The organism is Legionella sp. 227 (assembly GCF_043161935.1).
Lineage (GTDB): Bacteria > Pseudomonadota > Gammaproteobacteria > Legionellales > Legionellaceae > Legionella > Legionella sheltonii.
The window spans coordinates 1,985,031-2,009,574 of record NZ_CP171154.1; the positions used below are offsets into that span (position 1 = coordinate 1,985,031).

Sequence of the window (24,544 nt, forward strand, 5' to 3'; positions counted from 1 at the left end):
TATACGTTGCAATCTTGAAAAAAAATGATTGATTGGGTATAACCAAATGCGAATTTTTTATAAGAGATACACTAACATGGAACAAGTTACTTGGAAGGAAAAACAAAAGCAGCGTGCCCGTAAGTGGATTAAAGCACTATTAGCACGTTGGTTTAAAGTAGAGTTACGTGGTAATTATCAACCCGAACCTAACTCAGTTATTGTTGCAAATAGAACTTCCACAATTGATTTGCTTTTGCTAGCAGCTTTTTTACCTGAGCAATTGACTGTAGCTTTTCCGCCACACTCATCAAGTAAACTTCGGATGAAGATGGTGAGGCTATTTGCTGATGTGATTACCATTGATTCTACCAATGCTTTTGCAGCAAGAGCGTTGATTAAAGCGATACGAGAGGGAAAGCGTTGTGTTATTTTTCCTCAAGGAATAGGTGTGCAGGAAGAGAGCTTGAAAGTTTTTGATGCTCCGGGAATGGTATTACAAAAAGCAGGATCATCAGTTATCCCAATACGTATTGATGGTGCTCAACACAGTATTTTCTCTTTAAGCAAAGACAAACACCTTATTCGCTTATTCCCCAAGATTATTTTGCATGTATTGCCAACACAATCCTATATGCAGGACAAAAATAAGCTTCTTGACAGAAATTCAGTGAGCACACGTTTGTTTCGTTTGATCAGTGAGTTAACTTTTGCAAACAGCTTCCAACCCATGTCAATGTTCGAGGCTCTTATTCAAGGAGCTGCGTTAGGAACAAAGAACAAGGCATTAATTGAAGATGCCAATCGTGCTCCCTTAACCCATAAGCAATTTCTTGCGCGTTGTTTTATTTTGGGTCGACAAATTAAAAAACAGACCCAGGTTGGAGAACATGTAGGCGTCATGTTACCTACAACTATTGCGGGGATGGTAACCTTTTTTGCCTTGCATGCATATCGACGTATCCCTGCTATGTTAAATTTTAGTCTTGGTCTCCACAGTTTGTTGGTTACCTGTAAGGTTGCAGAAGTAAAAACAATCTATACGGCAAGGCAATTCATCACCACAGCGAAACTGGAAGATTTGGTCGTGGGATTACAGAACGCAGGAATAAACGTTTTCTTTCTTGAAGATTTTAAGTCTTCGATTAATTTAGGTCATAAACTTTCTGGATTACTAAAGGGACGATTTCCTTCACGAGCTTATCAACTCATTGGTGACCCGGTTTCTCCGGAAGATACAGGCGTGATATTATTTACGTCCGGTTCAGAAGGAATTCCCAAAGGAGTTGTTTTAACCCATTCGAATTTACAGGCGAATTGCGCCCAATTAACTTCGCGAGTAGACTTTTCTTTTCGGGATAAATTTTTTAATTCCTTACCTATCTTTCACTGTTTTGGATTAACTACCGGCTCAATTCTTCCTCTAATACATGGAATTAGTTGCTTTTATTATCCTTCTCCTTTGCATTATAAAATAATTCCGGGTTTGGTTTATCAAACCGGAGCTACTATCATGTTTGGAACTGATACTTTTTTAACAGGTTATGCTCGAGCTGCAGAACGACATGATTTTAGTAGCGTGCGTTACATTTTTGCTGGCGCTGAAAAAGTGAAGCCTGAAACCATTCGCCATTGGATAGATACTTTTGGTGTAAAAATTTATGAAGGCTACGGTGCTACAGAAGCCGCACCTGTAATTTCCATGAATTGTCCTCTAGCTTCTATCCCAGGAAGTGTCGGGATGTTATTACCATTTATGGAGAGTCGAATTCAACCTGTAGATGGTATTGCTGAAGGAGGGCGTTTAATAGTACGCGGTCCTAATGTAATGAAGGGCTATCTCTCTTCCGAAAAACCAGGAGCGCTTATTTCTTCAGCGGATGGATGGCATGATACTGGAGACATAGTCACGATGAATGACGAAGGATTCATTACTATTGCGGGTCGTGCAAAACGGTTCGCTAAGATCGCAGGTGAAATGGTCTCTCTTACTGCAGTAGAGGGCATTGCTTCGTCGATTTGGCCTGAATTATTACATGCTGCAGTAAGCAAGAAAAGTCCAAGAAAAGGAGAAGCAATTATTTTGTATAGCGAGGCAACCAATGCGGATAAAGCAAGTTTTGTGAAAAGAATACAAGAACTGGCTTATTCTGAATTACTTATCCCGCAACAGATTTTTCCAGGAAGCAAGATTCCTGTTCTGCCTTCAGGAAAAATTGACTATTTAACCATTGAAAAAGAACTGAAAGAAGAATTAGCTTAAATGTAGCTGAGTGTAGAGACAAAACTGTCATTAAGTAGAAGAAATCCCCTCTCCCACAAGTGGCAGAGGGGAATGACTTAAATGGGAGAGCTGCTACTAACATTTTATTTCTTCAAAACATAACTGCCTGGCGCATCCAATATAGGTTTTAATGGGAGTTTATTAAAATCAGGTGCAGGTATGAGTTTCCCAGAATGAGGTTTTAACCACGCCAACCATTCCGGCCACCACGAGCCAGGATGTTCTGTTGCTTGTTCCAGCCATTGCTCTGCATGTGCAGGGGCATGAGGGTTCACTTTATAGCCGTATTTTTTCGCCTCAGGTGCATTGATAATTCCTGCAATATGACCTGATCCTCCGAGAACAAAGCGTTTAGGGCCATTCATTATTTTAAAGCCTAAGTAGGTTGTTTTCCATGGTGCGATATGATCTTTTTCAGTGGAGAGGAAAAAGGTGGGGATGTCAATTGTGCTGATATCAATTGGGGTATGGTTAAGATGGATTTTACCTGGCTTGACCAAATCATTGTGCAGATACATCCATCTTAAATATTGAGAATGCATTGTTGCAGGCATATTGGTGCAATCAGAGTTCCAGTACAATATATCAAAAGGCACAGGGTTTTTACCACGCAGATAATTTTTAATAAAAAACGACCAAATTAGGTCATTTGCTCGTAGTGAGTTAAAACTTGAAGCCATAAATTTTCCAGCAAGATATCCTTTGGACTTCATTTCATCTTCAAGTTTGGCAATTTGTTGTTCATCAATAAAAACGGCAATATCACCTGGCTCACTGAAATCAATCATTGACGCTAAAAAGGTGGCGCTGCGAATGGAGTTATCTTGATGCGCCTTATTGTAAGCAAGTAGCATGCACAGAAGTGTGCCACCGATACAAAATCCCATAGTATTAACCTGCGCTACATTCAGTTGTTTTCGAATGATATGAATCGCAGTTGATGGCCCTTCATTTAAATAATCATACAAACTTTTATGAGAAAAATTGGAGTCTGGATTAACCCAAGAAATAATAAATACAGTAATTCCTTGTTTCACTAACCAGCAAATCAGTGAGTTATGCGGGCTTAAATCCATAATATAATATTTGTTTATCCAGGGCGGGATAATAAGAAGAGGAATCGATTTTACTTTGGCTGTTTGCGGCGTATACTGGATAAGCTCCATCATGCTGTTGCGAAAGACTACTTTTCCAGGAGTTACAGCGATATTTTCACCCAGTTTAAATGCATCTGTATCCGTCATTTTTATCATGAGACGTGGGGACTCAACTTCCAAATCAGAGAGTAAATTATGCAAGCCATGTAATAAATTTTTACCATGGCTTTTCAATGTCTCATCCATAAGCTGAGGATTGGTATGAATAAAATTAGCCGGAGACAATGCATCTAAATACTGCTTGGTAAAAAACTGCAGACGTTTTGCGGTGTTTTTGTCAGGGTATTCCAATTGTTCAAATAAAGAATTCATATGCTGACTGGCTAAAAGATAGTGCTGGGTTAACATATTAAAAAATGGATTATTGAGCCATTCTTCCTCGCGAAAACGAGGATCAGGAATAGGCATGGGAGTTCCTGTTAACCAATGTTGCATTTGAGATTGCGCTAAATTAATAGCATCCTGCCAGTATGCAAGTTGCATTTCCCAGATTTTTTCTGGATTCTGCAGCAGAATAGTCATCACATTTTGAAAATGTTCCGTGAGCTCAATATATTGATTGATAATTAATGAAAGTTGTAATGGCGTTTCCTTTATATCGGAAATAATTTGCAGGCTTTTTTCAGCGATTGCTTGTAATAACTCACTAAGTTCTTTGTCATGGGTCATCCTAACTCCTGTTAGACAAATCAACAGGAGTATATTTTGGTTTTTTTATTGGTATTTAGCAAGTTATTGTTTTGTTCATTTCATGGTCTTATGCATTAATCAAGGAATTTACCACGCTCTAATTTTTCCTTCGTGCCAGAAATAACCACTTTTCTTTTTTGTATTGACCAGCTCATAGAGTTCTTGTGCTGTTTGAGATGGGTGTTTGGGAGCCATATTGGTGCCCATATCCGTTTTGACCCAACCGGGGTCAAAACTTGAAACCGTAATTTCAGGTAACCTTTCTGCTAAAAGTAAGGTATACATATTGAGACATGATTTGGACATTTTATAATGGGGTACCGAAGCGGAATCATTGGAACTAAAAGCCCCCCATCCTGAAGAAATATTAATGATTTGAGCATTAGCATTTAAATGCGGAATGCATTGTTCCGTTAATTCAAGGGTGCCAAATACATTAATCGCAAAGGTTTCTTTTAACTGGTTGATGTTAATTTTTTTTTCGCGCCAATCTTCCAGTAAAACGGCAGCGTTGTTAATTAAGACATCAATTTTTGGTAATTGTTTCGCAAAGTGATTAATTTGTTCGGAATCCAATAAATTCAGCGGATGGATTTTTAGATTCTTGTGTTTCAGGGGAGTATGGCCATTCGTTGATGTGCCAATAACCTGCCAACCCTGTGCTAGGAAGATTTTAGCTGTTTCCAGTCCTATCCCTCGACTAATCCCTGTAATAATAAGATTTTTCACTGTATTCTCCCTATGGTAGCCTGGGTGACGCATAGTGGAGTGTATCCAGGGATCTCCCCTCGCAACATCGTGCGACAGCGTGGAGATCCTTGTTACTCACGTAATGATGAGGCGCTATGCTGCTTTCTTAATGCTTAAAATGACGGACGCCAGTGAAGACCATAATGAGCCCATGCTCTTCAGCACAAGCAATTATTTGTGAATCTCTGATTGATCCGCCTGGTTGAATAATAGCAGAGATACCTGCTTCTGCAGCAATCTCTATGGTATCGGGAAAAGGGATAAATGCATCAGAAGCCATGACTGCCCCATGAGTGTCAAATCCCATTTGTTCTGCTTGCCAAAGACCGATGCGGGCGCTCATAACGCGACTCGTTTGCCCCCCTCCCAATCCTATGGTGGCCGAATCCTTAGCATAAACAATGGCGTTGGACTTAACATGTTTTACAGCACGCCAGGCAAACATTAAATCATTCATTTGCTGTTCAGAGGGTTTATTTGGGGTCACGGTTTTTAATTCATAACTTCCTAACGAGAGTGAATCATGTTCTTGAACAAGTAACCCGCCATCTACTTTTTTCATATTCAAGCGAAATGTCTCATCTTGCTTCCAAGTTCCAGTCAACAAGACACGAATATTTTCTTTGCTGGCAAGAACTTTTTGGGCCTCATTACTGACATCAGGTGCCACAATGACTTCTACAAATTGTTTTTCCAGAATGGTTTTTGCGGTATTGGCATCCAATGTTTGGTTAAAAGCAATAATGCCTCCATATGCTGATGTAGGATCACATTGAAAGGCTTTGAGATAAGCATGAAGAGGTGAATCCCCGATGGCTATGCCACATGGATTGGCGTGCTTGACAATAACACAGGTTGGTTTTTCGCACGCAAAAGATTTAACGCAATCTAATGCAGCATCGGCATCCAAAATATTGTTATAGGATAATTGCTTCCCTTGAATTAATTGTGCAGCGCCCAGAGAGCCCGATGCACTATTTTTATCAACATAAAAAGCAGCTTGTTGGTGGGGATTTTCCCCATAACGTAAGTCGGTTATTTTATTAAATTGACAGGTAAGGACTTCGGGAAAACCGCAGGGGGTGCAATCTTTATCTAAAGTGGTCAGATAATTTGTAATTGCTGCATCATAGGCTGCTGTGTGAGCGAAGGCTTTTTTAGCTAAGGTGAAGCCCCAGTCAGAGGGAGTTTTTTGGGTATTTAAGTAGTGAATCAGTTCTGCATAATCCTCAGGTTTTACTACCACGAAGGTGTGCGCATGATTTTTTGCCGCGGAGCGAATCATAGCGGGGCCACCAATATCAATATTTTCTATAGCCTCATTGAAATTACAGTCAGGGCGGCTGATGGTTTGTTCAAAAGGGTATAAATTGATTACAAGTAAATCAATGGGCCTGATTGAATGTTCTCGGAGTGTCTTTGCATCTTTTTTCCCTCGTGCAAGTAAACCGGCATGAATAGCGGGGTGCAGTGTTTTAACTCGACCATCAAGCATTTCGGGAAAGCCTGTGCACTCACTGACATCGGTAACTGGCAATTCATTCTCTCTGAGTATTGCAGCGGTATTTCCTGTTGCAATAAGTTCCACACCTTGTTGGTGAAGTGCTTTCCCCAATTCAACAATGCCGCGTTTATCGGAAACACTAAGCAGGGCTCTTTTGGGGTGGAAAGCGGAAAATGTATGTTCTTGGGCCATTATAATTTCCTTAATAATCGTAACCTGGATAAGCTCAGAATATGTTGTACCTGTTCACCGAAAACTCCGGCATTGTACCTCATTTATGGATGTTGCCGTCTTCGCGGGAATGAAAAATAGTTATTTGGTAATCATCGTTCCAAACTATTTACTTCAACAAAGCCTTATAAGATCAACTACTTTTTTGTAGGCTTAAACGCCAATAATGACCACCCACTAAGATTTTCCTGACGAACTACGACAAACATTGAGGCATAGGTTTTAATCAGTTCATGTGCCTGTTCTTCCAGTATTCCGGATACAATGAGCATCCCTTCAGGATTTAGTAGTTGTTGAAAACGTTCTTTTAGGGAAATTAATGGTGCCAATAAAATGTTAGCAATAATTAAATCTACAGGTTTAGATAGAGTATCAGGCATACCAATTGATAATTTACGCTCATCGAGTTCATTCGCTGAAGCGTTATTTTGGGTAGCTTGTAAGGCTTGCTGATCAATATCAACTGCATGTACTTCTGCGGCTCCCAATTTTAAAGCAGCCAAAGTAAGTATTCCTGAACCACAACCGTAATCAATAACTTCCTTATTTTTCAAATCAGCCTGTTCCAACCAGGTTAAACATAAAGCCGTAGTAGGATGAGTTCCAGTACCAAAAGCTAGGCCTGGATCTAACATGAGATTGACGGCATGGGGCTCTGGTGGAGTAGACCAGGTGGGACAGACCCATAAACGTTGGCCAAAACGTTGTGGTTTAAAATCATCCATCCAAGCCCTTTCCCAATCTTTGTCTTCCAAAACCTCTAGGGTGCATGCCAGCTCAGGGTGATTTTGCAGTAGGTGATCACGAGTAAACTGCGCTTGGAAAACTTCTGAAAATAAGGCCTGAATAACGACTTCAGGCCATAACGGAGTTGTTCCTGGTTCAGGTTCAAGAACTGGATTATCATTTTTATCGGTGAGCATGATGGACAGCGCACCGAATTCTTCCAATTCATTGCTCAGCAATTCGATTTCTTGACTGCGACAATGTTCTATTTTTAATTGAAACCACACAGCATTAATCCTTCAACATTTTTTCCAAATAATGAATATTAGTACCACCAGCTATAAACGATTGATCATGGAAAATACGTTGATGTAACTCGATATTGGTTTTTATACCATCAATAATGATTTCATCGAGCGCATTTCGCATTCTTGCAATCGCTTCAGCACGAGTCTCCCCATAACTAATGAGCTTTCCTATCATCGAATCGTAATTTGGTGGAACTGTATAACTGCTGTAAATATGGGAATCAAAACGAATGCCTGGGCCACCGGGTTGGTGTAATAATTTAATTGTTCCTGGCGAAGGCATGAAGGTTTTGGCATCTTCTGCATTGATCCGACATTCAATTGCATGACCATGCAATTTGATGTCATCTTGCGTCAGAGTCATGGGTATGTCACTGGCAATTTTGATTTGTTCTTTAATTAAATCTACCCCAGTAATCATTTCCGTGACTGGATGCTCAACCTGAATCCGTGTATTCATTTCAATGAAGTAAAAACATCCGTCTTGATACAGAAACTCAAAAGTTCCAGCGCCGCGATATTTCAGCTCTTGGCACGCTTTGACTACTGAGTCACCAATTTTTTTTCTCAGTTCGGGAGTAATTCCGGGAGCAGGTGCTTCTTCCACTACTTTTTGGTGGCGTCTTTGCATAGAACAATCACGTTCACCTAAATGAATGGCTTTACCTTGACCATCTCCAAGTACTTGAAATTCAACATGACGAGGATTTTCAAGGAATTTTTCCATGTAAACAATAGGGTTATTAAATGCGGCTTTCGCTTCGCTGCGGGTAAGTGCAATCGAGCTAAGCAGGTTCGACTCGCTATGTACTACACGCATACCTCGTCCACCACCACCGCCAGCTGCCTTGATAATAACGGGATAGCCAATCTTGCGAGCAACTTCTAGATTCAATTGGTCATCATCAGACAAAGGGCCATCTGATCCAGGAACACAAGGAACTCCTGCCGCTTTCATCGCGTTAATGGCAGATACTTTGTCACCCATAAGACGAATGGTATCACCTCGAGGTCCGATAAAGCGAAATCCACTTTGTTCCACGATTTCCGCAAAATCAGCATTTTCAGATAGAAAACCATAGCCAGGATGAATTGCCACAGCATCAGTAATTTCGGCAGCGGAAATAATTGCAGGAATATTGAGGTAACTCTTTTGTGCTGGAGCAGGACCAATGCAAACGGTTTCATCAGCAAGACGAACATGCAATAAATCTTTATCGACGTCTGAATGTACGGCTACAGTCTGAATACCAAGCTCCTTACAGGCGCGTAAAATACGAAGAGCGATTTCACCTCTGTTGGCAATAACAATTTTACTGAGCATGAATGCCCCCTCTATTCTATAACAAACAGGACCTGATCGTATTCTACAGGCTCTCCATTAGCGACGAGTATATCTATAACTTTACCGGCGCGATCCGCTTCAATTTCATTAAACATTTTCATGGCTTCAACAATACATAACACATCACCTGCTTTAACTGTTTGGCCAATGGTTACGAAAGGAGGACTTTCTGGAGATGGAGAAGTGTACATGGTACCTACCATAGGAGAACGAATTTTATGACCTGGAGTGATGGGCATTGCAGTCTTACTTTCTTGATGCGAAGTGGCTGCAGGAACAGGCACATTATTTATACTGGGTAGTGACTCCTGACGTGGTGCAGGTGTAGAAACGTAGTGAACTTGAGGCGCTTCTATTGCAGGCGCACTGCTGTGACGGCTTAGTCTAAGTGACTCCTCACCTTCTTTAATTTCAATTTCAGAAATGCCAGTTTCTTCTAGCAATTCGATTAATTTTCTGATCTTACGAATGTCCATTGTTTGATTCTCTTTCAATAATTGATGTTAATGCTAATGAGTATCCTTGCGCACCTAAACCACTGATAGTACCTTTTGCAATATCAGAAAAATAAGAATGGTGACGAAAAGGTTCTCGGGAATAAATGTTACTGATATGTACTTCAATAAAAGGGATTGCCACAGCACATAAGGCATCCCTCAAGGCCACGCTGGTGTGTGTGAATCCTGCGGGATTAAAAATTATATAACTTACTTTGTCGATAATGGCTTGGTGAATTGCTTCAATTAATTCTGCTTCCGAATTGCTTTGATAACAGTTTAATGCAAAACCAGCTTGTGTTGCTTCTTTGATTAAACGCGAGTTGATGTGAGCTAATGTCGTGACTCCATAGACTGAAGGCTCTCGAGTTCCTAGGAGATTCAAATTTGGTCCGTGTAAAACCAGAATTTTTTTCATGTATTAGTTAGTATCAAGCAATTTCGGCAGATTTTGCCTGATCTTCCTAAAATTGTCTATATATCTCCGAGGATATCCACAAGTTCTCTGCTTTTTTTATATTTTTTTCTTTATGGTCTTCACGGTACTATTTGCGCACTTTATATCAGTCACCTAGACTTTTACACGAGATAATGAAATTATTTTAAAGATTGAACAGTTTTATCTTTAACTCCTCCTGGAAAAGGAATCGATAATGCAGGAAATGCGTGAGCAGCAGGAGGTACAAAAAGTACAGCCTGTAATATATTTTATTATTTTTATGATGATGATATTGGTGCAAATCTCTATCGATCAATATGTTCCTTCATTACCTGCTATTACCAAATCCTTTAATAGTACTGAATCATCAATTCAATTTACCTTATTTCTTTTTATGTTTGGACTTGGAATTTCTCATATTTTTTTTGGGCCTTTATCCGATAAAATTGGACGTAAAATGCCCTTGATTTATGGTATAGGAATAAGTGTTATAGGGGCTCTCTGCTGTTTACTTGCGCCTTCAGTTACCGTATTAACTCTGGGACGGTTTTTACAAGGTTTTGGCATTGGTTCTTGTAGTTCCGTAGGACGCTCTTTAATCCGTGATCTTTTTACTGGCCGGTATTTATCCAAAATTGGTTCTTATGTGGGTGTTGCAAGCACGCTTCTTTTAGTCGCTTCGCCTATTTGGGGTGGGTTTATTCAAGAACATTTTGGCTGGAGGGCTAATTTTCTATTTATTTTTATTTTAGGCCTTACATTTTGGGTTATTATGCTGTTGGTTTTGCCTGAGACCAATAAAAATCTTAATCCCAATGCGACAAAGATAAGAGTAATACTGCAAAACTATGGTGCTTTATTAAAATCAAAGATTTTTTTAGGTTATACCCTATGCGCCTGTTTTGCATGCGCAGGCTTAATTGCTTATCTGACTATCGCTCCTTTTTTATTTCAAAATGTATTAGGGCTAACTCCTTTAGAATACGGTCAATTGTCAATTTTTATTGCTGGTGCTATCTGTCTCAGTGGAATAATTAACAGTCAATTGGTGATGGTTAAAGGTGTTTCTTACATGTTATTTATCGGTGTCTTTTTGATGATAAGTGGCGGTGGGATTATGCTCAGTTTTGCGCTTGCTGGAATCCTGAATGTTCTGACAATTATGATCCCTATCGCTTTATTTAGTATGGGGGCAGGGTTTACTTTTATTAACGCTTTTGCAGGAGTTTTTTACCCATTTCCACACATTGCGGGGACAGTGGCCGCTTTATATGTGAGTTTGCAAGATTTAACTGCCGCATTAACAAGTGGCTTTATTGCAGTAACCAAGATACAAGGTCAGCTCTCCTTAGCTTCGATATTACTCGCATTAGGATTAGGGGCTTTGGCTGCATGGTATTATCAAAATTCAAAAACTCGGTAGAAATGCGTTGAATTATTAGTGCATGGGTGATAAAAAATTTTTCACCTATCTGGTCATTATTTTCCTATGAGTTTCATACCAAGCATCAAATAATAATTTAAAAAATGACAAAACTATGCTAGCTTGAATGAGTTTTAGAATTTATTAGTTGTGTTCGCAGGCGTAACTCACCCTTTAGGACCAGTCAAGTTTTTTCTATGAACTTGATTTTATGGATTAATTGGTTCAGATAGAGCTGAGTTGCTTTCAAATTAGATTAAGTTGCAAATAAGGAGTGGGTTTCAATGCATCATAATTACTATTTATCTCCCCTGGCAGTCGCGCTGGCTTTAGGAATAGCATCTCCCGCGAGAGCTGCAGAACCGATGCCTTTACAAAAAGCATCTCTTGAGCAAGTAAAACAGAAGTTTTCTTTGACACAAGGTGTTGCCGTTGCAAAAGACAGTTTACGATTCGTTAGTGAGCATACTGACACCAATAAAGTGACGCATGTGCGTATGCAACAACAATATGTAGGATTTCCTGTATATGGCGGTTATGCAATTATGCACAGCATGCATAATGTAAAATCATTAGCTAATGCTAAGTCTAATGTAGCGATGAATGGTGTTGTTTATCAAGGCTTACAGACTGAATTAGGTCAACCCGATGCTTCTTTTGTGAGCAATGCTGATGCAGCATTACAACAATTTAAAGCAAAGTATGTAGGTAAAGATGTGAGTGACGAAAAAGTCATTCCAATGGTTTATATCGATGCTCAGCATAAAGCACATTGGGCGTATAAAGTGAGTGTACTTGTTGTCCATAAAGATAAAATACCAGAGCGTCCTACGGCAATTATTGACGCAAAAACCAAACAACCTTTTGTACAATGGAACGATATCAAAACTCAGAATCGAGATTCTGTAAGTGGATCCGGTTTTGGTGGAAATAGTAAAACAGGTTTCATTCAATATGGTACTGATTTGCCCTATCTTGATTTAACTCGTGATGCTGAAAATGGACTCTGCTTTATGGAAAACGCAGATGTTAAAGTAATTGACATGGGCCATAAATACAGTTCAAGAAGTAGAGCAATGAAGTTTAATTGCCAAACTAATGATGCCAATATTTATCTCACCGGTTATAAGGGAGATGGTTACGATAGAGAAAATGGTGCTGCCTCTCCAACGAATGATGCATTGTACTCCGGTCATGTGATCCACCATATGTATCATGACTGGTATGATACCAACGCCTTGAGTAATGCGGATGGTTCGGCAATGCAATTAGTGATGCGAGTTCATTACGGTGAAGGTTATGAAAATGCATATTGGGATGGTCAGCAGATGACTTTTGGTGATGGCGATACCATGATGTATCCTTTAGTCTCTCTTGGCGTTGCTGCTCATGAAATTAGCCATGGTTTTACAGAACAGCATTCTAACCTTGAATATTATGGCCAATCAGGCGGTATGAACGAAGCATTCTCTGATATGGCAGCTCAAGCAGCTGAATATTATTCTGTTAAGAAAAGCACCTGGCAAATAGGTGGCGAAATCATGAAAGAAGACAGCGGCTATGATGCATTACGTTACATGGACAAACCAAGTCGTGATGGTGAGTCGATTGATACTGCTGATGAATATTATGGTGGTTTGGATGTTCACTATTCCAGTGGAGTATACAACCATTTGTTCTACATTTTAGCAAATCAACCTAATTGGAATACCCGATTAGCATTCGACGTTATGGTGAAAGCCAACATGGATTACTGGACACCTTATTCTAGCTTTGATGAAGGTGGTGAGGGTCTGGTAAGTGCAATCAATGACTTGGTCGCTGCTGATCCAAACCATCAGACGTTTCCTGCGACTGCTTTATGCGATGTTAAAAAGTCATTAAATGAAGTTAAGATTGCTACCAATATGGATGGCTGTAATTAATTTGAGTTCGATATAAAAGGCATTTCAACGCCTTTTATATCGCGAAACGAAAATTAATGAATCTATATAGAGTAATCTAAAATAGGTACGTAGTTGTAGAAGTCCTAGTAATCATTTACTGGATCATAAAGTCAGCCAGAAGCTTACTTATAACTTCTGGCTGTTCCATATGAATGTGATGTCCTCCATCCATTGTTTTAAGCGTGAGATTTTTTACTGTCTCAATACGGGTATTCATTATTTCAGTATCAAAAGCAAATCCTCTACTGGATAAAAGTAAATAAGTCTTCGCCGTAATTTCCTGTAAACAAGAAAGTATCTGCGTTTCTGTCATACGTAAAGGAGAACGTTCCAGTAAACGTTGATCATGTCGCCAATAAAATTTCCCCTTTTTTTCAATTAAGCTACGTTCACAAAGAATTTTTGCAATGTCTAAAGAGACATATCCTTTAAATGCACGGGCTAGAGCTGCGCTATTTATATGATCATAACCCTTTGATTTTTTGCTTTTTTGAACAAGAAAATGCGCATATTCTCTTAATTGTTGACATGCGGTTTCTGCTGGGTGGGAAAATGGCCCTAATCCTTCGATCAAACATAGAGAGAGAAATCGTTCTGGGACTACTCCTCCAACTAAACTTGCAAGACAAGCGCCCATGGAATGTCCTAACAAATGTACTTTATCCAATTTAAGTGCATTGATTAGTTCAATAACAATAAAAATGCCATCAAAAAAATGATAGTGGCATCCTTTAGGAAGATGTGACGAGTGTCCGTGCCCTGGTAAATCAACGGCTACAAAATGAAAGTCATTTTCTAAGTATGGAGCAAGAGGAGCAAAACTATTGGCATTATCCAACCAGCCATGAAGCGCTAAGATAGTCGGTTTATCAGGGTTTCCCCAGATTTTGCAGGCTATAGAAAAACCTGGAATAGCGAGTGTGAGCATCTTCATTTTTATTTACTATTTTTTAAATTTTTCTTAATAATTATTATATCTCTACTACAAACAGGAAGGCTATAATTCATTTTTGAATAAAATTTTTACCTCAGCTGCTTCAACAATTACAATGGTTGTGTCCTGAGTCTTTGGATAAATTTTGAGATCCTTAATCCTTACACACTACAATCTTTTTATACATTGGTGATATGCTTAATACAGGAACTTGAAAAGAGTGAACTATGCAAAAAGAGGCACGTAGCGTTTCATTAATAACTTATAATATCCATAAGGGATTCGGAGTAGGGGCCGTGCGCTTTTTGCTTCCTAAAATGCGCGACGCAATTACCCACTTAAATCCTGATTTTGTTTTCTTACAAGAAGTTCAAGGTGAACATAGGAAACGACAAAAACGAATCAATGCTTGGCCCGATTCTCCACAATTTGAGTATATTGCTGAAAATATATGGCCTCACTATGTTTATGCAAAAAATGCGGTTTATGAATCAGGACATCATGGCAATGCAATTTTAAGCAAATATGCTTTTGAGCGCTTTGAGAATATTAATCTGACAAACATTCGTCGAGCCTCAAGAGGAATATTGCATGCGCAACTTAAGCTGGAGCAAGTAACTGTTCATTTATTATGCGTACACCTAGGCCTTTTCAAGGCTGAGCGTATGGTGCAATGTAACACCTTAATGCAGCGTATTAAGGATGTAGTACCGCAAAATGAACCTTTGTTGATGGCGGGAGACTTCAACGATTGGCGCACGGTTATTTCCAAACCTCTTGCGGAACACTTAAATATAGAAGAAGCATTTGTGTCAGTGGAGGGGCAACATGCGCGTTCATTCCCCGCGATTAGACCGGCACTTTGCGTCGATCGTGTTTATTTTCGCGGGATGAACGTGCATGAAGTGGCCTGTTTGCATGGTAAGCCCTGGCGTATGCTGTCTGATCATTTGCCGTTATATGCACGTTTTGATTTAATTATTTGAAACGCCACTGGCTCATCTACGTCCGTTAGCCTCGCCCGAAAAATTCTTTGTGTCTCAGGGATTCCTTCCCATAAAATCGCTTGATTAATTTTATCCATAAATGAAATTTTAAAATGCATCATTCATGAGAGTTGTTATCACAAATCGGGTTTATGACTACCAAAAAGTGCACGCGCTTTTCTGAATACGCATAGGTTTACTTAAATGGTGTATCAGGCCTAATCTGGCGATTCTTTATCATGCATTAAAATGCTGTAAACACCACAACAATGTTTGATTTAAAGGAGCATGAAAAATAACGATAAGGGTAAAAAGAGTAAGGATGGCATAGCGATTTAAAAAATAAAGATAATTTTTAGATTTGTTATCATCTATTAAAGGCTCAAAATCTGCAATCCAATTGCGAAGCGCAATGCAAATAGGTAAATAGAGCAAGACGATAATTTCGCCAAAAATACGTGGTTCTATAAAATTTCCAACCAGAAGCAACCCTACAAAATAAAAAGCTGCCACATAACGTAGTGGACGATAGGTTTGGGGAATGTAATCATAGAAACCAAACCAAAATAAAGGTAGTCCTGCAAAACAAAAACAAAACATAAATAAATTAAGATCAGCAAATAACCACTCTAAATTCATCTCAAAATGAGAATTAGGAGAATTATAAGCATTCCACTCTATAAGTTTTCCGGGTATCCCTCTTAGGCTGATTAGAATAATTATTCGTGCAGTTATATAAGCAAAAAAAGAAAATAATAGAGGTTTGGATACTTCTCTGAGCTTTTGCCAATGCAGTGCAGGGATGAGCAATACCATTAAGATACTGCTTTCACGATTGAAAGTAGCTAAAAAAACCAAAGGAACAAAATACATCCATTGAGCTCTAAGACACCATAAAAAACCCAACGCTGTAAAAAATATGGCTGGTGTATCTGCAGGATAAAAAAAGGTTGCAGCTTGGCCAACCGTAAATCGATAATTTATCACCAGAACTAATGGCAAAAGCAAAATAAATAACCAGCTGAGTAATTGGGCTTGGCGCGCATTAAATTCAAATCGTAATAACTGATATATCCCAAGATACATAAGACTGGTGAATAACCATTCCGCTAAAAAAAAGCAGGTACCTGGTTGTATCGGTAACAATGAAAATGGGTACACTAATAGCGGGATCAAAACACGTTGTGCGTAGGGAAAGGGTATTGAGAAGTTAAGGAGTTGCTCAAAAGTAGTCTCTATGAAAGGGCGCGTGAGCGTATAATGTAAAAAGGCATATCCTAATAATAAAGCAATTGTTATAAAACGGGATTTATAACGTAGAAAATCCTTATTCATTTTTATGCCCTAAAATTGCTTTTTCGTTCTCACTGTGGAGTCAGCCCTCGTTCCCTACCCAGCGAGGGTTCTCCTACCCATTAACACGACACTACGATATGATAATCCCTCACGTTTCTTGGGATGACGGCAGTTTTTTTATGCCGAAAAAACCCGGGTTCCGCTGTGCTTCACCCAGGCTACACCTATCATCGGGATTGCTTTAATTACGCTGTAGGTAATCTTCTTTTCCCAGAAGATGATCACTCCATCTTGGGATTATATTCACCAACACAGGCTAAGCTATTTAAGCGGGCACGATTTAATAAAGCTTCTTGTGCTTTAGAGACATTTGCTTTATCTCCACCCCAAGCAGTTAAACAGTCTTCCTGTAACGCTCTTCCGAAAGAAAAGCTGAGTAGCCAGGGTTGATGGTCTATGCTATTAATGGCGTTTAGATTTGCTGTTGCTTGTTGTGGTGATTGGCCACCAGATAGGAAATTAATTGTTGGCACTGCAGCAGGTACATTATTACGGAATACACCAATAGTATAGTCAGCAACTTCGTCAGCCTCACTGAACGGGCTATGTGCTTTGCCGCAGGTTACCATGCTCGGTTTTAAAATAATATGCTCTAACTCAACTTGGTGGATAAATAAAGCATGAAATAATTCATGAAGCACAATTTCACAGACTTCTGCGCAATGTTCAATGCTATGATCCCCATCCATCAATACCTCAGGCTCAACGATAGGAACAATACCTGCTTCTTGGCAAGCTGCAGCATAACGGGCTAGATTCTCTGCGCCTGTTTTCACCGCGGTTAAACTTGGAGCAAATTCAGAAATTGAATAAACATTGCGCCATTTGGCGAATTTTGCGCCTAATTTTTTAAAATGTTGTAAGCGCTCTGCCAACCCATCCAACCCTTGAGTTACTTTTTCGTTTTCCGTATTCGCCAAAGGAACTAATCCTTTATCTACTTTAATTCCTGGAACGATACCTTTGTCTGCAAATAACTTGGCAATAGGAGTTCCATGCTCATCGGTTTGGTTAAAGGTTTCTTCAAATAAAATGACTCCATTAACATATTGCTCTAAGTTGGGTGTAGTGGCTAACAGCAATCTATAATCTCTGCGATTTTCTTCTGTATTTTCGATACCAATAGAGGTAAAACGCTTGCCTATAGTTGAATTGCTTTCATCCGCAGCTAAAATTCCTTTGCCTTGTTGCAGCATTAATTCCATAGTACTTGATAATTCTTCGTAACTCATAGTGTATTTGCTCCTGATTGTTATTAGGGCTTGTTTATGTCTTTACTATTTTGGTCAAATTGTCCAGATTTTCTGCGCGTCTTCTATGCTTACATACAGTGTGTATGCTTTGCTTCTGTGCTCGAAAAACAGGCCATTTTGGGCTCAAACTAGCGAAATGTAAACAGGCCCTATCTAGATATATATTTTTCACGAATAATATGTTGCATGGCAAAACCTTGTTCTTTTAAAGAACTAAACGCCTCGTCAATCATGCTTGGATTTCCACATAAATAAACAACGTCACGTTGCGGGTTAAGATTAAGTGTAGGAAAAGCATGCTGTACATAACCACTGTACTCGTTTTCATTGAGCTCATGCACTGGTTGTCTACTTAAATAGGGTTTGAACATGACCTTAGCGTATTTCTGAGAAAAAGCACGAAACTCATTGGCATAAAGAATTTCATCTCGTCGTTGAACTCCTTGTAGGATCACTACTTCCAATTCAGGATGTTGTTCCATAAGCGTGCCAAGCTCTTGAAGCATCGCTCGATAGGGCGTAATTCCAGTACTTGTAGCAACTAGGATAAATCGCCCTGGTATTTCATCTTTAATAATTAATCTACCATATGGACCACTAATCTGAATCGTATCACCAGGCTTCAAATTATAAAGAAACTGGGTGCCGGGCCCATTTTCAAAATAACCTGCTGCGATTTCAATTAGATTATCTTTTTTGGGCGTATTGGCTATACTATAACTACGTTTTAATGCTTTTCCTTGATGTTCAAAATGGACCGTAATAAATTGCCCGGCTAAATAATTAAAATGCGGGGATACTTCACAAGTAAAAATGAAGTGTTTTACTTTAGGAGAGATCATATAAGACTCTTTTAAAGTGATGGGAAATGTATTTATTTGCATGACGAATATCAACTTACTGTAGAAATCTGAGATTATAACTCTTAATTAGGATTAATAATAAGCAAAAAATTATGCATTACAAGTTTTAGCAGCGTATAATTAAATTATGAATACTCCAGATCTTATTGCAATTATAGGCAATTTAAGCCGTTCTTTATACCCTGTACAGCATTTAATTACTGGGGGGGCATATATTCTGGGTATTTTATTTTGTATGACTGCTATTGCCAAACTCAGAAAAATTGCTGATCACAGAGCCCAATCCTCTTCACAAGAAAAGATGTATACCCCAATGATGTACTTATTAATGGGGGCTGCTCTGCTGTATTTGCCTTCTGTTTTAGATACTATGGCTAATACTACTTTTGGTGTAGGGAATGTTTTAACTTATACCTCATATAATTCTTCAAATATATTCAGCTCTATGGGCTTAGTCGTCCAAACTGCGGGAGTATTATGGTTTGTACGGGGGAGTGTGTTGGTAGCGCATTCCAGCCAACCTGGAACTCAGCATGGACCTAAAGGTTTGGCTTTTATAGTTGCTGGCATATTGGCGATGAATTTTGATAACACCATCGCTATGTTAAATTATATGATGAGTACTATGACGAGTTGGACTATGGCGGTTAAAACAAGCGCGGGATTTTAGATACCCTAATCTTCTTCTCCACAAATCCTAAGATTATTTGCTTTGGCAAAATCAATAATGGATTGATACAGCAATGGGCTTGTTTCTTTAAGTTTAGGATCAAGCAATACACATTGATATCCTTCGCTATTCACGCTTGGCCTTAATAGAGGAGAATAATGAATGCGGCTGTTTTTAAAGCTTGCCAATGAGCCACTCATCCGTTCTGCCCAGTCACTAGGGCGAAAGGTTTTTCCTTGGGAGGTTATTCCTTCTATGATAATTGTTTTACTTTCAGGTGTAGCCATATCTTTATACAATATAAATACAGAGTGCTAAGTATAACATCATATGATGGAGGCTGTACGGAAATTTATTCATTTTGTAAAAATAAATTTGTGTTAAATTTGGTTTTCAAAATTAATTTTTATCCCTATTATGTCAACATATTCTATTTGTCATTTTTTTGAAGGTTATTAGGAATGGAAAAAGAAAGTCATTCTGGTATTTATTTGTTGCCTAATTTATTTACAACAGCCAGCTTATTTGCAGCATTTTATTCCCTTGTTGCCTCGATGAAAGGACAGTATGAAGCGTCCATTATTGCGATATTTATTGGCATGATTGCCGATGGATTGGATGGAAGAATTGCACGCCTAACTCATACACAGACTGAATTTGGTGCTGAGTATGATAGTTTATCTGATATGGTTACCTTTGGCGTTGCGCCCTCATTGTTAGTATATAATTTAATTTTGAGCCAATTAGGGAAAATAGGTTGGCTAGTGGCATTTGTTTATACAGCCGCCGTTGCTTTACGCTTAGCTCGTTTTAATACCCAGCTTGAAACCGCTGATAAACGATATTTTCAAGGGTTACCTTGTCCTCCTTCTGCAGCCGTAATGGCTTCTTTTTCTTGGTTATGCTATCAACATGACTGGAAAAATATGTTTGTTTCCATATTAGCTGCGATTTTATCATTAATTGCCTCAGGTTTAATGGTTTCCAACTTTCGCTATTACAGTTTTAAAGAAGTAGATTTTAAGGGCAAAGTTCCATTCCTTTACGTTTTAGTGATGATTATTTTATTTGTAGCTATTGCCGCTAATCCTTCATTGGTTTTATTTGTGGGTTTTACTATTTATGCCTTATCTGGTTTATTTATGACGTTACTTGCGCTGCACAAAATGAGAAGGAAAAAATCCAAAGAAATGAAGCAGTAACTATGCCGTATACTTTGAGTTAATGCTAGCCCATGCTCGATTGGGGTGGGATCTACAGTAAAAATGGGAGGCCTCACTTTAAAAAGCCTTTGATCGCATGAACACATCGCACGCTTTTCTATAGGTTAACGTTCACTAGAATACGATAGGTGATTAGGATTAAGCGCTCTATTATTCGATAGGTAAGATGGTTAGAGGATTACTGTTGGGAATATGTAGCCTTTTAATTATTCACCTTCACCAAAATAATTATTAATTAATTGAGTTAAGGCTTCATTCATTTGCACTTCATCAGGACCATCAATTTCCAAGATGAGCTCGCTCCCTTTATTGGCTGCAAGCATCATGACACCCATAATGCTTTTCCCATTAACGGTTTGTGAATTGCTGGTCACATCGATTTGGCTTTGGAATCTTGCTGCGGTAGAAACAAATTTCGCTGAAGCGCGTGCATGTAAACCCAACTTATTAATTATTTTGATTTTAGTTTTAATCATAGCGTGACAAATGTTCCACGAATTAGGTTATAAGTGTAGCTAAGCGCAGCAAAGTTAAATCGAAGAAATTTAGGATTTGCTTTGCTGCCTATAAAGCTACTGTAAGGTTTTATCTCTTAATCATGATGTAGAATTTTTTCTTTATGCTTGCTCAATTGACGCTCTAATTTATCAATCAAATTATCGATTGCGACATATAAATCATCAGATTCTGAGCTTGCATGCAGTTCACCTTTGGTGACATGAACAGTCGCTTCAGCAATTTGACGTAATTTTTCTACATTCAATACCACGTTGATGGATGTGATGTGATCAAAGTGACGCTCCAGCTTATCGAATTTTTCTTCGGTATATGCTCTGAGTGCAGGAGTAACATCAATATGATGTCCAGTGATGTTAATTTGCATAAAAATCTCCTCGTTACAATAGAACCATGGTGAAAATCATGATTCTAGGTGCTGTTTACAATTCTATTCTCTTGGCCATTTCGGCTCAATCTAGGGAATTGTAAACAAACCCTAATTAATTACAAATTATTTTTCGTTCATTAGATGGAGCAATGCCCATTGCTTCACGATATTTTGCTACGGTTCGTCTTGCTACTTTGATACCCTGCTCTTCCAATAATTGGGTGATTTTACTGTCACTTAATGGTTTTTTCCTATTCTCAGCAGAAATTAATTTCTTTATCACGGCACGAATGGCTGTAGAGGAACACTCATCGCCGGCATTTGTATTGACATGACTCGAGAAGAAGTATTTTAGTTCAAATACTCCTCGAGGAGTATGTATAAATTTTTGCGTGGTGACACGTGAAATGGTTGACTCATGCATATCCAGAGCCGAAGCAACATCATTAAGAATCAACGGCTTCATTGCTTCTTCACCATATTCTAAGAATCCTTGTTGGTATTCTATAATACAGGTGGCGACTTTAAGCAGTGTTTCTTGACGACTCTGGATACTCTTTAAAAACCAACGTGCTTCTTGTAGGTTATTTTTTAAAAATTGATTGTCTGCACTATTATCCGCTCGTTGAATTAGCGATGCATATTGGTTATTAATGCTTAAATGGGGGAGTACGCTTTGATTAAGTTGAACTTTCCATTTGTTGTTAACTTTTTTAACAGTTAAATCTGGAATAATGTATTCGGTAATGTCTTCATGAATTAAATTACCTGGTTTGGGGTTTAATCCTTGAATCGTCTTCAATACCTTATCAATTGTTTTTTCGGTAATCTGATGATTTTTCATTAGCTGTTTATAATTATGCTGGGCTAGCAATTCAATATCTTCTGAAATAATCTTTTTAGTCAATGCGAGGCTTTCTGCGTCTAAAGAAAGCTGCTCTAGCTGCACGAGTAGTGTCTCAGCGAGATTCACGGAAGCACAGCCTACGGGATCAAATAATTGCAAGCGATGGCGTACGGCTTCTATTTCATCTAAATCCAATGGATGGGTGTCGCTTGTAAGACTTGTATGTAATTCCGTAATGCTCATCGTTAGGAAACCATCACTATTTACTGCATCAATAATCGCAGTTGCTATGGCTCTGTCTACATCGCTCATGGGAGAAAGTTCAAGTTGCCATCTTAGATGATCTTGTAAGTTAGTGGTAGTACAATGCAAGTTGTCAAAATTATAATCATTGTCTTCAAAGGCAATTCGTTTGCCTGAGCTTTGATACAGTTCTGACCATTGAAAATCGTAGGATTCATCGTTATTTTGCTGTTCTACTCCATTAGTTTCGAATTCTCCTTTATCTTCGTTTGGAGTTGCTTCAAGCATTGGATTTGATTCAACAATAAGTTGAATTTCTTGCTGTAAATCAATTGTTGATAATTGCAATAGTCTGATTGCTTGTTGTAACTGTGGCGTTAGTGTTAAGTGCTGTCCAATGCTTAGTTGCAATGATGGTTTCATTCAAATCCTCTTTGTATTCATTGCTATTTACTATCAGTTTAAACGATTCGTAAGGATAATCCAGTATCTACAGCGTTAATTTAGGCGTGAGTTTGAAAAATTATATTTTTACCAATGGTACTTTAAGGGAGTCCGATGCAGTTAAATTTTTTATCCTTATAGCAATAAGGAATAAATTCTCAAATTTATTTTTTGAAAATAAAAGAAAATAAACTATTTAAGAGATCAGTTAAGAAAAGGGCGTGACCTAAAAACAACATGAAGAGCCCCATAAGTTATGGGGCTTAAAACATTATTTTACTTTTTTCTCTTTGAAAAGAACGTGCTTACGTACTTTAGGATCGTACATCATAAGCTCCATTTTTTCAGGATGGTTTCTTGGGTTTTTAGTTGTAGTCTTATAGTATCCAGTTCCTGCTGTGGATTCCATTTTCACTTTAATCGTGACAGCTGCCATGGTTTATCCCCTTAAGTTATACTTTTTCGCCTTTAGCTCTGAGATTATCCAGAACTGCTTTTATACCTAACTTGTCTACAATACGCATACCTTTGGTACTGAGCTTTAATGTGACAAATCGATTTTCTTCTTCAACCCAGAAACTGTGGTTCTGAATATTCGGCAGAAAGCGTCTTTTGGTTTTGTTGTTAGCGTGCGACACTTTATGACCAGTCATGGGTCGCTTGCCAGTTACCTGACATACTCTAGACATTGTGTTACTCCAAAATAGGTTTTAGTTTGCTTGTCTTTGTAAAATTCTGGGCATATAGCCGGATGTGAAATACAAGAGCGGTTTTATATCAAAAAAATGCATTAGTTGCAAGATTTTTGTAAGAACATATAATTCCCGCTTTGACAAAATGATGAGTGTGATTTATGCAACGCCGGATAAAAAGTTATGTTTTACGAGCAGGTCGGGTAAGTAATCGTCAGAGCCAGGGGCTTGAGCTTTGGCTTAAAGATTATGAACTTACTGTAGATGGGAATCCATGGAGTTTAGCTGAAGAATTTAACCGTAAAGCGGATACAGTGGTTGAAATAGGTTTTGGTATGGGCGCCTCTTTGTTGGCCATGGCTAAAAATAATCCTGAAATTAATTATATAGGTATAGAGGTGCATCTTGCGGGTGTGGGTAGTTTGGCTGCTGATTTACATGAACATCAATTATCTAATGTACGTATTGTGGCCCATGATGCTGTTGAAGTCTTTCGTACTCAATTGCTCGATAACTCACTTGCTGGGGTACAAATATTTTTCCCTGATCCCTGGCATAAAAAACGTCATCATAAAAGACGCTTAATTCAGAAAGAATTTATTCAATTAGTCACAAAAAAATTGAAGCCAGGCGGGTTTATTCATTGTGCGACCGATTGGCAAGAATACGCAGAACATATGCTGGATGTCTTATCTACAGAGCCTGCTTTGAACAATTCACAGCACGATGGAGGATATTCGCCCCGACCTTTATCAAGGCCACTTACAAAATTTGAACAGCGAGGAGAGCGTTTAGGACATGGAGTGTGGGATTTGATGTTTAACAAATTGCCTGAATCACCTTAATTTTAAATAAAAATTATATTCTC

The 24,544-nt window shown here is 38.7% G+C and carries 24 protein-coding genes; 7 read left to right on the top strand and 17 right to left on the bottom strand.

The features are described from left to right. Positions 1 to 76 precede the first annotated feature (76 nt). Positions 77 to 2,242 (top strand): AMP-binding protein, encoded by a 2,166-nt coding sequence (locus ACF8MK_RS08525; RefSeq protein WP_392536299.1) that lies wholly within the window; start codon positions 77 to 79, stop codon positions 2,240 to 2,242. A 104-nt stretch (positions 2,243 to 2,346) separates the two neighbouring features. On the opposite strand, the gene ACF8MK_RS08530 is transcribed toward ACF8MK_RS08525, so the two are convergent. The 7 genes from ACF8MK_RS08530 to aroQ form a co-directional block, all read right to left on the bottom strand. After that, positions 2,347 to 4,089, bottom strand: coding sequence for a PHA/PHB synthase family protein (locus ACF8MK_RS08530; RefSeq protein WP_392536300.1), 1,743 nt, complete (start codon positions 4,087 to 4,089; stop codon positions 2,347 to 2,349). Between the two features lie 108 nt (positions 4,090 to 4,197). After that, complete coding sequence (locus ACF8MK_RS08535) at positions 4,198 to 4,839, bottom strand: SDR family NAD(P)-dependent oxidoreductase (protein WP_392536301.1); 642 nt, start codon at positions 4,837 to 4,839, stop codon at positions 4,198 to 4,200. A 127-nt stretch (positions 4,840 to 4,966) separates the two neighbouring features. Beyond that, positions 4,967 to 6,556: a bifunctional phosphoribosylaminoimidazolecarboxamide formyltransferase/IMP cyclohydrolase gene (purH, locus tag ACF8MK_RS08540; RefSeq protein WP_392536302.1), complete on the bottom strand. Its 1,590-nt coding sequence runs from the start codon at positions 6,554 to 6,556 to the stop codon at positions 4,967 to 4,969. A gap of 176 nt (positions 6,557 to 6,732) precedes the next feature. Next, positions 6,733 to 7,608, bottom strand: coding sequence for a 50S ribosomal protein L11 methyltransferase (prmA, locus tag ACF8MK_RS08545; RefSeq protein ID WP_392536303.1), 876 nt, complete (start codon positions 7,606 to 7,608; stop codon positions 6,733 to 6,735). A 4-nt stretch (positions 7,609 to 7,612) separates the two neighbouring features. Further along, on the bottom strand, positions 7,613 to 8,953 hold the full coding sequence (accC, locus tag ACF8MK_RS08550; protein WP_265703386.1) for an acetyl-CoA carboxylase biotin carboxylase subunit: 1,341 nt from the start codon (positions 8,951 to 8,953) through the stop codon (positions 7,613 to 7,615). 11 nt (positions 8,954 to 8,964) lie between these two features. Next, positions 8,965 to 9,450, bottom strand: coding sequence for an acetyl-CoA carboxylase biotin carboxyl carrier protein (gene accB / locus ACF8MK_RS08555; RefSeq protein ID WP_392536304.1), 486 nt, complete (start codon positions 9,448 to 9,450; stop codon positions 8,965 to 8,967). Next, complete coding sequence (aroQ, locus tag ACF8MK_RS08560; RefSeq protein ID WP_392536305.1) at positions 9,437 to 9,889, bottom strand: type II 3-dehydroquinate dehydratase; 453 nt, start codon at positions 9,887 to 9,889, stop codon at positions 9,437 to 9,439. The genes accB and aroQ overlap by 14 nt, the downstream gene beginning before the upstream one ends. Positions 9,890 to 10,133: 244 nt before the next feature. Between aroQ and ACF8MK_RS08565 the strand changes: the two genes are divergently transcribed. Next, entirely contained in the window at positions 10,134 to 11,333 is a 1,200-nt protein-coding gene (locus tag ACF8MK_RS08565) for a multidrug effflux MFS transporter (protein WP_392538941.1), read from the top strand. Between the two features lie 284 nt (positions 11,334 to 11,617). After that, a complete protein-coding gene (gene proA, locus ACF8MK_RS08570; RefSeq protein ID WP_392536306.1) occupies positions 11,618 to 13,258 on the top strand; it encodes a zinc metalloprotease ProA in 1,641 nt (546 codons plus the stop codon). 115 nt (positions 13,259 to 13,373) lie between these two features. On the opposite strand, the gene ACF8MK_RS08575 is transcribed toward proA, so the two are convergent. Then, positions 13,374 to 14,213: an alpha/beta fold hydrolase gene (locus tag ACF8MK_RS08575; RefSeq protein WP_392536307.1), complete on the bottom strand. Its 840-nt coding sequence runs from the start codon at positions 14,211 to 14,213 to the stop codon at positions 13,374 to 13,376. 227 nt (positions 14,214 to 14,440) lie between these two features. Here ACF8MK_RS08575 and ACF8MK_RS08580 point away from each other — a divergent pair, with 227 nt between their 5' ends. Further along, the gene (locus ACF8MK_RS08580; protein WP_392536308.1) at positions 14,441 to 15,199 is read left to right on the top strand and encodes an endonuclease/exonuclease/phosphatase family protein; all 759 of its coding nucleotides are present in this window, start codon (positions 14,441 to 14,443) and stop codon (positions 15,197 to 15,199) included. 237 nt (positions 15,200 to 15,436) lie between these two features. Here ACF8MK_RS08580 and ACF8MK_RS08585 read toward each other — a convergent pair whose 3' ends face one another. The 3 genes from ACF8MK_RS08585 to ACF8MK_RS08595 all read right to left on the bottom strand — a co-directional run bounded on the left by ACF8MK_RS08585 (position 15,437) and on the right by ACF8MK_RS08595 (position 18,692). Then, on the bottom strand, positions 15,437 to 16,534 hold the full coding sequence (locus ACF8MK_RS08585; protein ID WP_392536309.1) for a hypothetical protein: 1,098 nt from the start codon (positions 16,532 to 16,534) through the stop codon (positions 15,437 to 15,439). Positions 16,535 to 16,776: 242 nt separating this feature from the next. Continuing rightward, complete coding sequence (locus ACF8MK_RS08590; protein ID WP_392536310.1) at positions 16,777 to 17,787, bottom strand: class I fructose-bisphosphate aldolase; 1,011 nt, start codon at positions 17,785 to 17,787, stop codon at positions 16,777 to 16,779. A 170-nt stretch (positions 17,788 to 17,957) separates the two neighbouring features. Continuing rightward, positions 17,958 to 18,692, bottom strand: a complete 735-nt coding sequence (locus tag ACF8MK_RS08595; RefSeq protein WP_392536311.1) for a ferredoxin--NADP reductase — start codon at positions 18,690 to 18,692, stop codon at positions 17,958 to 17,960. 106 nt (positions 18,693 to 18,798) lie between these two features. Here ACF8MK_RS08595 and ACF8MK_RS08600 point away from each other — a divergent pair, with 106 nt between their 5' ends. Further along, positions 18,799 to 19,341: a type IV secretion protein IcmC gene (locus ACF8MK_RS08600; protein ID WP_265703396.1), complete on the top strand. Its 543-nt coding sequence runs from the start codon at positions 18,799 to 18,801 to the stop codon at positions 19,339 to 19,341. 5 nt (positions 19,342 to 19,346) lie between these two features. Here ACF8MK_RS08600 and ACF8MK_RS08605 read toward each other — a convergent pair whose 3' ends face one another. Then, on the bottom strand, positions 19,347 to 19,628 hold the full coding sequence (locus ACF8MK_RS08605) for a DUF3579 domain-containing protein (protein ID WP_028381000.1): 282 nt from the start codon (positions 19,626 to 19,628) through the stop codon (positions 19,347 to 19,349). A 174-nt stretch (positions 19,629 to 19,802) separates the two neighbouring features. On the opposite strand from ACF8MK_RS08605, the gene pssA reads away from it, so the two are divergent. After that, positions 19,803 to 20,543 (top strand): CDP-diacylglycerol--serine O-phosphatidyltransferase, encoded by a 741-nt coding sequence (gene pssA / locus ACF8MK_RS08610; RefSeq protein WP_392536312.1) that lies wholly within the window; start codon positions 19,803 to 19,805, stop codon positions 20,541 to 20,543. A 227-nt stretch (positions 20,544 to 20,770) separates the two neighbouring features. Here the strand turns inward: pssA and ACF8MK_RS08615 are convergent, their stop codons facing one another. The 5 genes from ACF8MK_RS08615 to rpmB all read right to left on the bottom strand — a co-directional run bounded on the left by ACF8MK_RS08615 (position 20,771) and on the right by rpmB (position 23,673). Next, positions 20,771 to 21,040: an HPr family phosphocarrier protein gene (locus tag ACF8MK_RS08615; RefSeq protein ID WP_028381002.1), complete on the bottom strand. Its 270-nt coding sequence runs from the start codon at positions 21,038 to 21,040 to the stop codon at positions 20,771 to 20,773. A gap of 116 nt (positions 21,041 to 21,156) precedes the next feature. After that, the gene (hpf, locus tag ACF8MK_RS08620; protein WP_265703398.1) at positions 21,157 to 21,447 is read right to left on the bottom strand and encodes a ribosome hibernation promoting factor; all 291 of its coding nucleotides are present in this window, start codon (positions 21,445 to 21,447) and stop codon (positions 21,157 to 21,159) included. A 115-nt stretch (positions 21,448 to 21,562) separates the two neighbouring features. Beyond that, the gene (locus tag ACF8MK_RS08625; RefSeq protein WP_392536313.1) at positions 21,563 to 22,963 is read right to left on the bottom strand and encodes an RNA polymerase factor sigma-54; all 1,401 of its coding nucleotides are present in this window, start codon (positions 22,961 to 22,963) and stop codon (positions 21,563 to 21,565) included. Positions 22,964 to 23,255: 292 nt separating this feature from the next. Then, positions 23,256 to 23,420, bottom strand: coding sequence for a 50S ribosomal protein L33 (gene rpmG, locus ACF8MK_RS08630; RefSeq protein ID WP_003635328.1), 165 nt, complete (start codon positions 23,418 to 23,420; stop codon positions 23,256 to 23,258). A gap of 16 nt (positions 23,421 to 23,436) precedes the next feature. After that, on the bottom strand, positions 23,437 to 23,673 hold the full coding sequence (rpmB, locus tag ACF8MK_RS08635) for a 50S ribosomal protein L28 (RefSeq protein ID WP_392536314.1): 237 nt from the start codon (positions 23,671 to 23,673) through the stop codon (positions 23,437 to 23,439). 164 nt (positions 23,674 to 23,837) lie between these two features. On the opposite strand from rpmB, the gene trmB reads away from it, so the two are divergent. Continuing rightward, positions 23,838 to 24,521, top strand: coding sequence for a tRNA (guanosine(46)-N7)-methyltransferase TrmB (gene trmB, locus ACF8MK_RS08640; protein WP_392536315.1), 684 nt, complete (start codon positions 23,838 to 23,840; stop codon positions 24,519 to 24,521). Positions 24,522 to 24,544: the final 23 nt, after the last annotated feature.